Raw genomic sequence first — 15578 nt, 5'->3', positions numbered from 1 at the left:
AGCGGCCGGGCCCTGCCGGCGTGAGTGCCTTGCATCCTTGCGGCGCGGTCACGACCGTCCGGGGAGCTTCGGGGGTTTATAGGACACGATATCATCGGCTTGCAGCCATGCGGGCGTGCCCCGCTTCAATTTTTTTTGTGCACGGGCGGCGTAGCGCTTGGCGGCCTCGAAATCCCCGCGCGCCATCAGGCCCCTTGCGGTCGCCACATCCGCCTCCGCCGTCTTGCCCTGTCGGCCGAGCGCGATGGCCAGCTGCGAATGGCCGATGGGCGAGTTCTCGTCCACCTGCAGGCCGGCCTTGAGGATCTTCTCGGCCTCCGGCAGCAGCGATGTGTCGTTGGCCGCGACCAGCGCGAAGCCCAGCCAGATCTGGAACTGCGCCTCCCGCGGGCGCAGGCTCAAGGCCTGGCGGAACGGCGCGATGGCCGCCTTCGGGTTGCCTGATTCCAGCAGCGCCTGGCCTTTGAGTTCGTAAAAATAGGGGTTGTCCGGCTGCCGGCGGATCAGCTTGTCGATGGCCTCGACCGCTTCCTTGCGGCTGCGGGTGCGCATGGTCACCACCGCGCGCGCATATTCGGCCGGCAGCGAGCTGTCGGAGCGCGGGTAGTCGCGCGCCACCGTGTTCGGATGGGCGGTGAAGGCGATCAGCTTGGCGCGCACCATGTCGTGGCGGGCCTGCAGCTGCGGGTTTTCCGGCGCGTCCCAGTAGGGGCTCTGGCGCGCCACCGTCTCCAGCTGGGTCAGCCGCTCGCGCGGCATCGGGTGGCTCTGCGCGTAAGGATCGGTGTATTGCGCCGAAAACAGCGTCTGGTCGGCGAAGCGCGCGAAGGTCTTCAGCATGCCGCGCGCCGACTGGCGGGTCTTCTGCAGGAAGGTGAGGGCGGCGCGGTCGGCGATCGATTCCTCGCCGCGCCGATAGGCCAGCAGCGAGCGTTGGGCAAGGCCTGCGCCTGCGGTCAGCGCGCCGGCGCCGCCTTGCGAGATGCCGCTGGAGCCCGAGCTGGAGCCGGCGACGACGGCACCTGCACCCAGCACCGCGCCGATCACGGCGATGATCTGGGCATTGGCCAGCGCCTGGCGCAGCCGCACCAGGTGGTTGCCGGTGATGTGGCCGGTCTCGTGCGCCAGCACGCCGATCACCTCGCCGGGCGTCTCCGCATCGGTGATCACGCCGACATTGATGAAGATGCGCCGGGCATCGGCGACGAAGGCGTTGAAGTCGTTGCGGTTGACCAGAACGATATCGACCTGCTGGCGGGCGATGCCGGCCGCATCGAAGATCGGCCCGGCATAGTCGCGCATCAAGGCTTCCGTCTCGGCATCGCGCACCAGCGGAATGCCGCCTTGCGCCTGCGCGGCCGTGCCCATCGGCGTCAGTGCCAGCACGCCGGCCATGGCCAGCGCCGCCGTGCGGCGCAGCAGCCTGCGCGCCGAGCTGCTGTACATCGCGGGCGATCCCGGACGGTTGCGGTCGAGCGAGCGGAAGGACCCCATCTTCTGCCTCTTGCCTGTTCTGCTGGCCTGTTCTGCCTTTTGCCTGCCGCGCGGGGCCGGGCCTTGCGGGCAAAATCCGCACCCGCGGTCCATCCCGAGCCTCGACAGCGACGCGCGCGAAGGGTAGGGAGCCGGTGAAGGGCGGTCAACCGCCCAGCCCAAGCCTCCTGCCTTTCGTCTAGACGCGGAAAATGCGGCGCGAGATGGGCAGGCGGGGCCGCGTGCCGCAGATTGCTGCCCAGACCGAACACAGGACGTTATCCATGTCGCATCCTTCCCGCCGGTCCGAAGTCGAGCCGTTCCTCGCCATGGACGTGCTGTCGCGCGCCAACACGCTGGAGGCGGAGGGCCGGCACATCCTGCATATGGAGGTCGGCCAGCCCGGCGCGGCGGCGCCCGCGCCCGTGCTCGCGGCGGCCCGTGCGGCGCTGGAGGGCGGGCGCATCGGCTATACCGAGGCGCGCGGGCTGGCCAGCCTGCGGCAGGCGATTGCCGGCTATTATCGCGACACCCACGGCCTCGATGTGCCGCTGTCGCGGATCGTCGCCACCACCGGCTCGTCGGCCGGTTTCAACCTCGCCTTCCTCGCCGCCTTCGATGTCGGCGACCGTGTGGCGATCACAGCGCCCGGCTATCCGGCCTATCGCAACATCCTGAAAGCGCTGGGTCTGGTGCCGGTCGAGATCGAGGTCGGCGCCGACACCCGCTGGGCCCTGACGCCGGAGCTGCTCGAGGCCGCCCATCGCGAGGGCCCGCTCAAGGGCGTGCTGGTCGCCTCTCCGGCCAATCCCACCGGCACGATGATGACGCCGCAGGCGCTCAAGGCCTTGAGCGATGCCTGCGAGGCGCTCGATATCCGCTTCATCTCCGACGAGATCTATCACGGCCTCGTCTTCGACGGCGAGCAGGAGACGGCGCTGTCCTTCACCGACAAGGCCATCGTCATCAACAGCTTCTCGAAATACTACTGCATGACCGGCTGGCGCATCGGCTGGATGGTGCTGCCGGAGGACCTGGTGCGCCCGGTCGAGCGCATCGCGCAAAGCCTCTACATCTCGCCGCCGGAACTGTCGCAGCGGGCGGCAGCGGCCGCCTTCGATGCGCGCGACGAGCTGGAGGCGGTGAAGGCCGGCTACGCCCGCAACCGCGCGCTGCTGCTGGAGCGCATGCCGCAGCTCGGCTTTACCGAGCTGCTCCCCGTCGACGGTGCCTTCTACCTCTATGCCGGCATCCGCCCCTTCGCCAATGACAGCCTCGCCTTCGCCTCGCGCCTCTTGGAAGAAGCCGGCATCGCGGCAACGCCCGGCCCGGACTTCGATCCGGTCAACGGCCGGTCCTACATGCGCTTTTCCTTCGCCGGCGATCACGCCGTCATCACTGAGGCGGTCGAGCGGCTCGCCGACTGGCTGTCCCGGGCGGGGTGAGGGGGGCTGTCCGTCGAGTATGGGGGATCGCCTAACTGCTCACCGGCCGTGCCCCGCGCATCACTCGCACCCGCACGCTCCCGTCATGCCGGACCGCGGGACGCGGTAGCGTCATCGCGCGATCCGGCATCCAGACATCAGCCGCGGGCGTCAGCCCGCGCTTCCCAGCGTCAAAAGCCGAATGCAGCGCGCCTTTGGCGCGGCTGGTCCGCTGGATTCCGGATCTGGCCATGCGGCTGCGCCGCAGACCGTCCGGAATGACGGGATGAGAGGCAGGCGCGTAAGGAACGGCGGAAATGAGCCGCCAATGGTTCCCCACCCCTCGGCTGTCGTCCCGGTTTCGGCGCAGCCGAAGACCGGGACCCAGTAACCACCGACCGTCCGGCTCGGGCCTCAGCGCGGCCATGCTGGAGTTCCGCCCTCGCACCACCGCCGCCCCCGGCGGATACTGGATACCTGCCTTCGCAGGTATGACAGCCGGGAAGGTGGCGAAGCCGTCCCGATACACGCCCGCTTCACGGCGCGCGACACTCTCCCGTGCTTCACTCCGCGCGCCGCCCTCCCCTTTCGTCCTCCCGGACGGCGCTCGCTCTCGTGCACCGTCCTCTCGGTTCGTCACCCCGGCCAAGCGCAGCGCGACCCGGGACCGGAGAGCCGAGGACCTCAAGATGGCACTCTGGAACAACCCCACACCCGCCGTGCCTCTCCGGTCCCGGATCTTCGGCCTTGCGGCCTCGTCCGGGAAGACGCGAGGAGAGGTCTGAGCGCAGGGGCTGCGCTGCCACCGTCCTCCGCCTCACACCCGCTGAGGGTGCCAATGGTTCCCGGCTATCCGGCTTCGCCTGCGGCCGGGATGACCTCCGAGAGGGAGGCGGCGCCGTGCCTCTGCTCTTCGGTGATCATCCGACCGCCGTGATCCCACCCTTCGGCTGTCGTCCCGGTTTCGGCGCAGCCGAAGACCGGGACCCAGTAACCACCGACCGTCCGGCTCGGGCCTCAGCGCGGCCATGCTGGAGTTCCGCCCTCGCACCATCGCCGCCCCCGGCGGATACTGGATACCTGCCTTCGCAGGTATGACAGCGGAGGGAGTGGCGAAGCCGTCCCGATACACGCCCGCTTCACGGCGCGCGACACTCTCCCGTGCTTCACTCCGCGCGCCGCCCTCGCGTTTCATCCTCCCGGACGGCGCCTGGTCAAAACTGTCCGGATCTGTCGCGGCGCACGGCCTTGCGACAGACCGTTACAGCTTGCCCGTTGCCGGGGTCGCGCGCCTCTGCCACGCCTTGCTGCAGAGGAGGCAGACCAGTTTCGGAGAGCATCATGCTTCGCGTCCTGAAAACCCACGGAACCACGTTCACCATCGTTCTTTTCGCCGTCTCCGCCGTGTCCGGCATCGCCCTGTTCTTCCATTGGGGCTCGGCCGCCTTCCATGGCATGCACGAATGGCTGTCCATGGTGCTGCTGGCGCCCGTCGCCGTGCATCTGTGGCGCAACTGGCCCGGCCTTGCCGGCTACCTGAAGCGGCGCCAGCTTGTCGTTCCCGCCGCCCTCGGCCTTGCCGCCTCGCTGGCCTTCGCCGTCCCGGTGCTGACCGCCGGTGCCAGCGGCGGCAACCCGATGCGCGCCGCCCTGTCGGCGATCGAGAACGGCACCATCGCCGAGGTCGCGCCGCTCTTCGAACTGACGCCGCAGGCGCTGGCCGCGCGTCTCGCCGCCAAGGGCTATGTCGTGACGCTGGACGGCGACCTGGCCTCCGCCTCGCTCGCCGAGATCGCCAGCACCTCCGGCAAGCCCGCCGGTCCGGGCCTCATCGCCGATGTGGCCTTTGCGGAAGATCCTAAGCCCTGACAGGGCCGCGGGGACAAGTTTCGCGCCTCCCGGGGATAGTGCCGTCGGCGGCGAGGCGAGAGAGGGGGCTTTTCGGCGCGCGTCGGTTCCGACTTGTCCCCGCAGGCGGCCGGTTCCGCCCGCCTGGCCGATTTTGCGGGCGCGTCTCGATTTTTGCCGATTTCGAGACGGGATTTTGCAAAATCCGTCTCGAAATTTTCCAAAATTCCGCAAAACGAAAACGGCGCCCGGATATCCCCGGGCGCCGTCGTCATGTCATGGATGGAAGATCAGAAGAAGCTGCGGCGCTGCCACCAGCCGGACCGCTTCGGGCCGTCCGGGTCGGTCTCCTCGGTGCTGCCGTCCTTGGAGACGGTCTCGCGCACCACGACAGGCTCGCTCGGAGCTGCCGGCTGGGCTGGCGCCTCGGGCTCGGCAGGCTCGGAAGCCTCTTCTGCGACAGCCTCCACCGGAGCCTCTTCGGCCACGGTTTCGCCCGTCTCTTCAGCAGCTTCGGCAGCGGCCGCGACCGGCTCGGCCGGCTCTTCCGCCGGTGCCTCGGCCTGCGTTGCAGGTTCCTCGGCCACGGTCTCGGCCACAGCTTCGTCAGCCTCTGCCGCCGGCTCGTCCGTCTCGGCGGGAGCCTCGGAAGCCGTCTCGCTCGCGGCTTCGGCCACAGCCTCGTCCGCGCCCGCCGTCTCCTCGGCAGCCGTCTCGGCGCCTGCGGGCTCGCTCACGCTATCCCCGGTCCCGGCATCGGCTCCGGCATCAGCCCCGGTCTCGGCATCGCTCTCGCCGCCTTCGGAGGCCTGCGCAGGCGCATCGCCGTTTTCGTTCTCGCCGTTCTCGCCCTCGCCATCGCGGCGGCTGCGGCGACCGCCCCGGCGGCCACGGCGGCGCTTGCGGCGCGAGCGCTCGTCCTCGTCGCCCTCTTCCTGGCGGCCGGCGGCGCTGGTCTCGCCTTCGCCGTCGCTCTCGCTCTCGCCGTCCTCGTCGCCTTCATCGGCGTCGGCCTGGCGAGCCTGCTGCGGCTGGTCGTCGTCGGAGCCCGGACGCCGGCGACGGCGGCGGCGGCGGCGCTTGCGCCCGCCATTCTCGTCGTCGCCCTCGTCGCGGTCGCGGGCGGAGGAGCCGCGCGGGGTCTCCTCCTCGTCCTCTTCGACCTCGATCTCGACTTCGTCGATCTCTTCGTCCTCTTCCACCGACATCGGCATTACGGTGGAGGGCTGGATCATGCGCGGGGCCGCGTCCGGGCGCGCCTCGATCGGCTCGCCGCGCTCCAGCACATAGTGCTGGCCGCTGTCCATGTGGCCGGCCTGCACCGTCACCTCGAGGCCGAAGCGGGCCTCCAGGTCGGCGAGGTGGCCGCGCTTCTGGTTCAGGATGTAGAGCGCCGCCTCGGTCGTCGTGCGGACGATCAGATTGTGCGTCGCGCCCTTCAGCAGGTGGTCCTCAAGCGAGCGCAGCACATGCAGCGCCACCGATTCCACCGAGCGGATCATGCCCGTGCCGTGGCAGTGCGGGCAGGGGGTCATGGAGCTTTCCAGGACGCCGGTGCGGATGCGCTGGCGCGACATCTCCAGAAGGCCGAAATGCGAGATGCGGCCGACCTGGATGCGGGCCCGGTCGTTCTTCAGGCAGTCCTTCAGCTTGCGCTCGACGGCCCGATTGTTCTTGTTCTCCTCCATGTCGATGAAGTCGATCACGATCAGGCCGGCAAGGTCGCGCAGCCTCAGCTGGCGCGCCACTTCCTCCGCCGCTTCCAGGTTCGTCTGGACGGCGGTGTCCTCGATATTGTGTTCGCGCGTCGACTTTCCGGAGTTGACGTCGATGGCAACCAGCGCCTCGGTCTGGTTGATGACGATGTAGCCGCCCGACTTCAGCGTCACCTGCGGCGAGAACATGGCGTCGAGCTGGCTCTCGACCATGAAGCGCGAGAAAACCGGCGTCGCGTCCTTGTAGGGCTGGACGTTCTTGGCATGGCTCGGCATGAGCATGCGCATGAAGTCCTTGGCTTCGCGATAGCCTTCGTCGCCGGCCACCAGGACCTGGTCGATGTCCTTGTTGTAGAGGTCGCGGATCGAGCGCTTGATCAGCGAGCCCTCCTCATAGACGAGGTAGGGCGCCGACGATTGCAGCGTCAGGTCGCGCACGTTCTCCCAGAGCCGCATCAGGTACTCGAAATCGCGCTTGATCTCGGCCTTGGTGCGGCTGGCGCCGGCGGTGCGCAGGATCACGCCCATGCCCTGCGGCACTTCCAGCTCGGAAGCGATCTTCTTCAGACGCTTGCGGTCGGTCGGGGTGGTGATCTTGCGCGAGATGCCGCCGCCACGGGCGGTGTTCGGCATCAGCACCGAATAGCGGCCGGCCAGCGACAGGTAGGTGGTCAGAGCAGCGCCCTTGTTGCCGCGCTCTTCCTTGACGACCTGCACCAGGAGCACTTGCCGGCGCTTGATCACTTCCTGGATCTTGTACTGCTTGCGGTGCTTGCGGGCGCGCTGGGGCAGCTCCTCCAGCGCGTCTTCCGCGCCGACCGACTCGACGTCGTCTTCGCCGTTCTCGTGATCGTCGGACGAGACGGCGTCGCCGTTCTCCTGCTCGGCGGGCTTGGCGGTCCTGCTCTTGCGGCGCGAGGGACGCTCGTCCTCGTCGGCGCGGGCGGCCTCCGCTTCCTCCTCTTCGATGAGCGCCTGACGGTCGGCCATCGGGATCTGGTAGTAGTCGGGATGGATCTCGCCGAAGGCCAGGAAGCCGTGACGATTGCCGCCGTAGTCGACGAAGGCGGCCTGCAGCGACGGCTCGACGCGCGTTACCTTGGCCAGATAGATGTTGCCGCGAAGCTGCTTGCGGTTCGCGGCCTCGAAATCAAATTCCTCGACCCTGTTTCCGCGCACCACGACGACCCGGGTCTCCTCCGGGTGCGCGGCATCGATAAGCATCTTGTTTGCCATTGATGGGTGTCTCCACGACCGTCGCGCCCGGGCGGCTTGTCACGCTCGTCCGGATCCGCGCGAAGGCGGTCGTTCTGTTCTGCGGTGTGATGAAAGACGAAGGGGTGCTGCACCGCGCGGCGATCCGTCCGGACCCGGCGACGCCGGTGACGGCGGCCTCGTGTCCGTTGTGGATCGTCTTCGCGCATTGGTTCATTGCAGCGCCCAGTAAGCCATGTTGCGGCGGCCACTGCCTCGCGGCGGGCCGGATGTGTCAGTCCTGCCGACTTGCGTTCCGGGCGCTGAGGCGGCCTCGGTGGCAAGTCGAGACGGGGGGGCTCCGGCCAGCCTTGCCGCCATCGTACGCCGGATGCGCTGAACGCAGCCGGACGCTTCATGCGCCTCGATCCGCGGCGAGCTTCCCGCGGCGCCGAAGGGGCGGCCGGGGGGCGCTACGGAGCGCCGGTCGGGACGCAAGCGTCCGGGGTGCGGGGCGTCGTCGATGCGCGACGTGCCATTGCGGGCTCGAGGCATCGATGACGTGCGGCACCATCGACCGGGTCCCGGTGTTCGGCTTTCGCCACGCAGACCGGGAACGCACGAATTCGATGGCCACCCTGCCGGGCGCCGCTGCCAAGTGATGTTCGCTGTCTACGAAAGCACAGTTGGCTTGACCGGACGCCGCCAGATGGCACCAGAGAGACCCAGGTTGAATCAGATTCAAATCCCGGACCCGTCGCATTTCTTTTACGGTCGCGAAAGGCATATGGCAAGTACGCTTGCAGGCAGGTGTCGACCTTTGCGTGCATCCGTGCCGCTGCGCCTCGCATTTGCGGGTGCCGCGTCGTATCGTCAATGAAAGGTTAACTTGCGACGCGCTACATCTTGCTGCAGTAAACCGGCGGGGCGGGCAGGGACCGGCGAGAGGCATATCGAGTGACGATCTTCGCACGCAAGACATGGCTGCTGGCGCTTGCCGCCGGCCTGGCGCTGCCGGCGGGGCCTGTCGCGGCCGAGACGGCCACCTCGCAGGCCGCATCCGCGCAGGCTGCCGTGACGCCGAGCGCCGGCGCGCCGGCCGTGGCGCGCGAAGCGCGTGTTGCCGGCGACGAAACGCGCACCCGCTTCATCATGGACCTGTCGGCGCCGGTCGAATTCGCCGTCTCGACCCTGTCCGATCCCTATCGCGTCGTCATCGACCTGCCGCAGGTGAGCTTCGAGCTGCCGCCGACGGCGGGGCAGGACGGGCGCGGGCTGATCACCGCCTGGCGCTTCGGCATGTTCGCGGCCGGCAAGTCCCGCATCGTGCTCGACGCGTCCGGTCCGGTCGCGGTCGACAAGTCCTTCGTGCTGCCGCCGGTCTCCGACCAGCCGGCGCGCCTGGTGCTGGACCTTGTCGGCACCAGCCGCGAGACCTTCCTCGAGACCGCGCAGGCGCCGGCGCCGCTGGCCTCGCGCAAGGGCGACAAGCTCACCGCGGTGCGCCGCCGCGACAAGCCGCTGATCGTGCTCGACCCCGGCCACGGCGGCATCGACACGGGCGCGCGGGGCACGTCCGGCACGCTGGAAAAGGCGGTGGTGCTCGATTTCGCCCGGCTGCTGCGCGACAAGCTGGTGGCGAGTGGGCGCTACGAGGTGCACATGACGCGGGACGACGACGTCTTCATCCCGCTGCGCGAGCGGGTGCACATCGCCCGCGAGATGGAGGCCGACCTGCTGCTGTCGGTCCATGCCGACTCGGTGCGAATCGGCCGCGAGCAGGTGCGCGGTGCCGGCGTCTACACCTTGTCCGAGACGGCCAGCGACGAAATTGCCGCAGCCCTTGCCGAGCGCGAGAACCGCTCGGACGTGATTGCCGGCATCGACCTTGCCAACGAGCCCGACGACGTCACCGATATCCTGATCGACCTGGCGCGGCAGGAGACCAAGAAATTCTCCTTCCTGTTCGCCCGCACGCTGGTGAACGAGCTGCGCGGAACGGCACAGCTGGTCAAGAATCCGCAGAGATCCGCCGGATTTCGCGTGCTGACGGCGCATGACGTGCCGTCCGCCCTGGTCGAGCTCGGCTATCTGTCGAACCGTCTCGACGAAAAGCTGATGACCACCGACGAATGGCGCGGGCGCATGTCGCAGGCCCTCGTTTCGGCCATCGACGGCTATTTCGGCCGGCGCTTCGGCGACGGCGCGATGCAGATGTCGCGCACCACGGCGGGCCAGGCGGCGGCCGAGCCGGAGGAGCAGGTCGAGTAGTCAAGCGGTCCCGCCTCAGCATCGCCATATTGGTCAAGGATGGAGGTGGTGTTGCGGGGCATGATCCCGGGCGGTTCGCCGCAATGCGGAACGAGGGGACGTAAAGCCCCGAATCCGCTATTGCGAGGGGACGCAAACAGGGGCATGACGGCGGGGCAGCCTCCCGCACCAGGCATCTTGCCGGACCGGACGGCAGACTGCTCCGGACGCGCGTCGAAGCGATGCGTGCCGGCCTGACCTGCGACGCAAGATCGAGATTACCGGGATAGACGAGCCGGATATATGAAGTTCCTGATCAAACTCTTCGGCTACCTGTTCGGCATCGGCGCCGTGCTGGGACTGCTCGTGGCCGCGGGCGTCTGGCTGTTCCTCCAGGACATGTCCGAGGACCTGCCGGATTACACCGCGCTCAAGAACTACGAGCCGCCGGTGATGACCCGCGTGCACGCGGCCGACGGCCAGCTGATGGCTGAGTACGCCAAGGAGCGGCGGCTGTTCCTGCCGATCCAGGCGATCCCGGACCTGCTGAAGCAGGCCTATATTTCGGCCGAGGACAAGAACTTCTACTCGCATCTGGGCATCGATCCGGAGGGCATCGCCCGTGCCGCGGTCGCCTATGTGCGCAATTACGGGTCCGGCCGCCGTCCGCAGGGCGCCTCGACGATCACCCAGCAGGTGGCGAAGAACTTCCTGCTGACCAACGAGGTGTCGATGGAGCGCAAGGTCAAGGAGGCGATCCTGGCCCTGCGCATCGAGCAGGCCTACACCAAGGACGAGATCCTCGAGCTCTATCTCAACGAGATCTATCTCGGCGTCGGCGCCTATGGCGTTGCCGCGGCCTCGCTGCTGTATTTCGACAAGTCGGTGCACGAGCTGACCCTGGAAGAGGTGGCCTATCTCGCCGCGCTGCCCAAGGGGCCGAACAACTACCATCCGTTCCGCGAGCGCGATGCGGCCATCGAGCGCCGCAACTGGGTGATCGATCGCATGATCGAGAACGGCTATGTCGACAGCCTGGCGGGCGAGGAAGCCAAGGCCAAGCCGCTGTCGGTCAAGCTGCGCTCGCGCGGCACGCACCTGTTCGCCTCCGAATATTTCTCCGAGGAAGTCCGGCGCGAGATCGCCGCCATGTATGGCGAGACGCGCCTTTACGAGGGCGGCCTGTCGGTTCGCTCGACCCTCGACCCCAAGCTGCAGGCGATGGCGCGCAAGGCGCTGATGGACGGGCTGATCTCCTTCGACCAGCGCCGCGGCGGCTGGCGCGGTCCGGTGCAGAAGATCGAGCCGGGTGCGGCCGACTGGGGCGTCGAGCTTGCCAAGATCGAGGGCATGCCGGACGTTCCCGAATGGCGTCTGGCGGTGGTGCTCTCGGTCGCCGCGGACGGGGCCGAGATCGGCCTGCAGCCGACGCGCGAGACCAATGGCCAGCTGTCGACGGAGCGCGAGCGCGTGACCCTGCCGCTGTCCGGCATGAAGTGGGCCCGGGTCAGCGGCCGCTCGCCGACCGATGCCGGCGACGTGCTGTCGCCGGGCGACGTCGTCTACGTCGAGAAGGGCGAGGGCGAGACCTACGAGCTGCGCCAGTTCCCGAGCGTCTCCGGCGCGCTGGTGGCGATGGACCCCTATACGGGCCGCGTGCTGGCGATGGTCGGCGGCTTCTCCTTCTCCCAGAGCGAGTTCAACCGCGCGACGCAGGCCTATCGCCAACCGGGCTCGGCCTTCAAGCCGTTCCTCTATGCCGCCGCGCTCGACAATGGCTACACGCCGTCGAGCGTGATCATGGACGCGCCGTTCGAGATCGCCCAGGGACCGGGCCTGCCGATGTGGCGGCCGCAGAACTATGGCGGCAAGTATTACGGTCCCTCGACCTTGCGTGTCGGCATCGAGCTGTCGCGTAACGTGATGACCGTGCGCCTTGCCCAGGACATGGGCATGCCGCTGGTCGCCGAATATGCCAAGCGCTTCGGCATCTACGATGCGATGACGCCGGTTCTCTCCATGTCGCTGGGCGCGGGCGAGACCACGGTCATGCGCATGGTCACCGCCTATGCGATGATCGCCAATGGCGGGCGCCAGGTGCACCCGACGCTGATCGACCGCATCCAGGACCGCTACGGCAAGACCGTCTACCGGCACGAGGAGCGGATCTGCGAGACCTGCGCGACCGATCACTGGGCCGACCAGAGCGAGCCCGAACTCGTCGACAATCGCGAACAGGTTCTCGACCCGATGACCGCCTACCAGATCACCTCGATGATGGAAGGCGTGGTCCAGCGGGGCACCGCCACCAGCGTCAAGGTGCTCGGCCGTCCGGTCGCCGGCAAGACCGGTACGACCAACGAAGAGAAGGACGCCTGGTTCGTCGGCTTCACGCCGGACCTGACGGTGGGCGTGTTCGTCGGCTACGACACGCCGAAGCCGATGGGCCGCGGTGCGACGGGCGGCCAGGTGGCGGCGCCGATCTTCATCGATTTCATGCAGGCCGCGCTGAAGGATGCGCCGCCGGTCGAGTTCCGCGTGCCCAAGGGGCTGCAGCTGATCCCGATCAACCGTCAGACGGGTCTGCGCGCAGGCGCCGGTACGCCGGGTACGATCCTGGAGGGCTTCAAGCCGGGCACCGCGCCGCCGGACGAGTATTCGATCATCGGCTTCCAGGACGAGATCGGCATTCCGCGCACGGTCTCGCCGGAGGCGGGCCAGGCCGTGATGAGCGGCACAGGCGGCCTGTACTGACCTGACGACGTGCGCTTCGGCACTGCCGGGCGTGCGGACCTGAAAACTTCGGCGCCGCGGCAGGGGAGACCCGGCTGCGGCGTTTGCGATTGGCGGGCCGATCAACTATGGTCCGCGACCGAAACGGGCGTGCCGCCGGGCCTTTGGCCCTGGCGGCGTCCATCTGTTCGAACTGCAACCCCCAACTGGCGAGAAAGGACAGCGATGCGCGCTGAAACCGAGGCCGTGGTCGACGAAATCAAGCAGGCCATAAGCCTGCTGAGGAGGCATCTTTGACTGGGACAACGCGATTGTCCGTCTGGATGAACTGAACGCCGCTTCCGAGGATCCGACCCTGTGGGACGATCCCGCGAAGGCGCAGAAACTGATGCGCGAACGCCAGCAGCTCGACGACGGGCTGACGGGCGTGCGCAAGCTGGAAGCCGACCTTGCCGACAATCTCGAGCTGATCGAGCTCGGCGAGATGGAAGGCGACAAGGACGTGGTGGGCGAGGCCGAGGCGGCGCTGAAGGCGCTGCGCACCGAGGTCAACAAGCGCCAGATCGCCTCGCTCCTGTCGGGCGAGGCCGACGGCAACGACTGCTATGTCGAGATCAACTCCGGCGCCGGCGGCACCGAGAGCCAGGACTGGGCGAGCATGCTGCTGCGCATGTACACCCGATGGGCGGAGCAGCACGGCAACAAGGTCGAGACGCTCGAGCTCCATGATGGCGAGGAGGCCGGCATCAAGTCGGTGACCCTCAAGATCAAGGGCGAGAACGCCTATGGCTGGCTGAAGACGGAATCGGGCGTGCACCGGCTGGTGCGCATCTCGCCCTATGACAGCCAGGCGCGCCGGCACACCAGCTTCGCCTCCGTGTGGGTCTATCCGGTCATCGACGACTCGATCGAGATCGAGGTGAACGAGAGCGACTGCCGCATCGACACCTATCGCGCCTCGGGCGCGGGCGGACAGCACGTCAACACGACCGACTCGGCGGTGCGCATCACCCACCAGCCGACCGGCATCGTGGTGCAGTGCCAGTCGGAGCGCTCGCAGCACAAGAACCGGGCGACCGCCTGGTCGATGCTGAAGGCGCGGCTCTACGAACTGGAGCTGCAGAAGCGCGAGGAGAAGGCCAATGCCGAGGCGGCGTCGAAGACCTCGATCGGCTGGGGCCACCAGATCCGCTCCTACGTGCTGCAGCCCTACCAGCTGGTGAAGGACCTGCGTACGGGCGTCGAGAGCACCAATCCGACCGGCGTGCTGGGCGGCGATCTCGACGACTTCATGGAAGCGACGCTGGCGCAGCGCGCCTTCGGCGGGGCTCCGGACGCCGTCGAGGACGTGGACTAACGTCTTCCGCGCATCCCGCATGCAAAAACGAAAACGGCGCCCTTCGGGGCGCCGTTTGTCGTTTTGCGATGATGCCGATCGGTTCAATCGTCCAGCAGCGTTGCGATCTTCTCGCCGGCGCGCAGGAAGCGGGCCGGGTTGAGCGGCCGGTCGGCGACGCGGATCTCGTAGTGCAGGTGCGGACCGGTGGAACGGCCGGTGGAGCCGACTGCGCCGAGAGGATCGCCGGCGGCAACCTCGTCGCCTTCACTCACCGAGACGCGGCTCATATGGGCAAAGCGCGTGACGACGCCGCTGGGATGGCGGATCTCGACCGACTTGCCGTAGCCGCCGTTGCGCCCCGAGAAGATCACCTTGCCGGGAGCGGGCGCGCGGATGGTGACGCCGGTGGTGGCGCGGAAGTCGAGGCCCGTATGCATGGCCATGCGGCCGAGGAACGGGTCGACGCGCGGGCCGAAGGAGGAAGACAGCTCGGCGCCGGGAACCGGCGAGGCGAGCGGGATGCCGCGCGCGGCGTCCTTGATCTCGGAGAGGGCGATGAGCGCCTTCTCGGCGCGCTCGATGCGCTTGTCGAAATCCGTGCCGGCGAGCGGGATGAACGGGCCGCCCTGACCGAGGGCGAGCCGAGTGTCGGCGCCGGCCAGCTGCAGGCCGAGTTCGTCTGCGGTATCGGCGATGGCCGCCGCATCGCGCTCGGCGGTGACGGCGATGACATCGAGCGCGGCATGGGCTTCGCTGTCCATGCGGGCGAGCGCGGCGGTGACGTTGTCGATCAGCTCGACGCGCTGGTCGGGGGCAGCGCCGGTGGCCGTGTCCTCCGCTGCAGGAGCTGCGGCCGCCGGTGCGTCCGGTGCAAGGTCGCGCAGCGGCTTGCCGGGAGCGGCAGCCCCCTGGCGGGCGGCGGCTTCGGCGGCGGCGTTGTAGTCGGCCTTGGTGCCGCGCAGGCTGAGGACGGGCGAGATATCGATCGGCTCGGGCGTGCCGCCGATGCCGGTCGGGGCATCGAGCGAGCCGAGCGCGACGACCGGTGCGGCGGGCTTGGCCGCCGGCACGGGGCCGCCGACCGCAACGCGGATGCCGTTCTCGGCTGCCTTGGCCAGCAGGCCGGAGACCCGCGCCTGGCGGGTGTCGAGGTCGCGCTGGCGCTCGACCACGTCGGCGAGCTGCTCCTCGATGCTGCGACGCTCGAGCACGCGGCGGCTGGTCAGCTGGTCGATGCGCGAGCGCAGCGAGGCGATGCGGTCCTCGTAGGACAGCTGCATCTGCGCCTGGCGCTCGGCGGAAGACTGGATGATGTCGTCGCGCAGGACCAGATAGGCGGTCGCGCCGATGTAGCCGACCGCGAGCATGGTGCCGACCGCAGTCGCCATTCCGGCCATGAGCGGGGAGATGGTGAAGCTGCGGACATTGTCGCCGCGGGCGATGATCACCCGGTGCGGCTCCTTCCGCTTGCCGAAATCCCTGCGGCCGTTTCCTGCGTGTCCTGTCATTCGTCTGTGGACCCGTTCCGGCGGTGCCAGACACATACGCGGCACCTTCTTCGGATCCGATCATGCTGCGTTAAGGTTAACAAAAGCTAAGGAA

Annotated in this window: 8 protein-coding genes; 5 read left to right on the top strand and 3 right to left on the bottom strand. The window is 68.3% G+C overall.

What is annotated here, in order from left to right:
* Positions 1 to 48: 48 nt before the first annotated feature.
* Positions 49 to 1494: a M48 family metalloprotease gene (locus tag GH266_RS03125; protein ID WP_244953768.1), complete on the bottom strand. Its 1446-nt coding sequence runs from the start codon at positions 1492 to 1494 to the stop codon at positions 49 to 51.
* Between the two features lie 263 nt (positions 1495 to 1757).
* Between GH266_RS03125 and GH266_RS03120 the strand changes: the two genes are divergently transcribed.
* Positions 1758 to 2918, top strand: coding sequence for a pyridoxal phosphate-dependent aminotransferase (locus tag GH266_RS03120; protein ID WP_209001532.1), 1161 nt, complete (start codon positions 1758 to 1760; stop codon positions 2916 to 2918).
* Between the two features lie 1320 nt (positions 2919 to 4238).
* Complete coding sequence (locus GH266_RS03115) at positions 4239 to 4766, top strand: DUF4405 domain-containing protein (RefSeq protein WP_158192586.1); 528 nt, start codon at positions 4239 to 4241, stop codon at positions 4764 to 4766.
* A gap of 269 nt (positions 4767 to 5035) precedes the next feature.
* Here the strand turns inward: GH266_RS03115 and GH266_RS03110 are convergent, their stop codons facing one another.
* A complete protein-coding gene (locus GH266_RS03110) occupies positions 5036 to 7696 on the bottom strand; it encodes an Rne/Rng family ribonuclease (RefSeq protein WP_158192585.1) in 2661 nt (886 codons plus the stop codon).
* Positions 7697 to 8611: 915 nt separating this feature from the next.
* Here GH266_RS03110 and GH266_RS03105 point away from each other — a divergent pair.
* The 3 genes from GH266_RS03105 (at position 8612) to prfB (ending at position 13994) form a co-directional block, all read left to right on the top strand.
* On the top strand, positions 8612 to 9925 hold the full coding sequence (locus tag GH266_RS03105) for an N-acetylmuramoyl-L-alanine amidase (RefSeq protein ID WP_244953767.1): 1314 nt from the start codon (positions 8612 to 8614) through the stop codon (positions 9923 to 9925).
* Between the two features lie 291 nt (positions 9926 to 10216).
* Positions 10217 to 12658: a penicillin-binding protein 1A gene (locus GH266_RS03100; protein ID WP_209001611.1), complete on the top strand. Its 2442-nt coding sequence runs from the start codon at positions 10217 to 10219 to the stop codon at positions 12656 to 12658.
* Between the two features lie 204 nt (positions 12659 to 12862).
* Positions 12863 to 13994 (top strand): peptide chain release factor 2 gene (prfB, locus tag GH266_RS03095; protein ID WP_158192583.1). Its coding sequence is split into 2 segments (ribosomal slippage): positions 12863 to 12931 and positions 12933 to 13994, totalling 1131 coding nucleotides; the frame shifts between segments, so codons are not numbered across the junction.
* 83 nt (positions 13995 to 14077) lie between these two features.
* Here the strand turns inward: prfB and GH266_RS03090 are convergent.
* Positions 14078 to 15484 (bottom strand): peptidoglycan DD-metalloendopeptidase family protein, encoded by a 1407-nt coding sequence (locus tag GH266_RS03090; protein WP_158192582.1) that lies wholly within the window; start codon positions 15482 to 15484, stop codon positions 14078 to 14080.
* Positions 15485 to 15578 lie beyond the last annotated feature (94 nt).

This window comes from Stappia indica (assembly GCF_009789575.1).
Classification (GTDB): Bacteria; Pseudomonadota; Alphaproteobacteria; order Rhizobiales; family Stappiaceae; genus Stappia; species Stappia indica_A.
The sequence above is the reverse complement of the archived record's forward strand: the minus strand, read 5'-3'. Positions and strand labels throughout refer to the sequence as shown.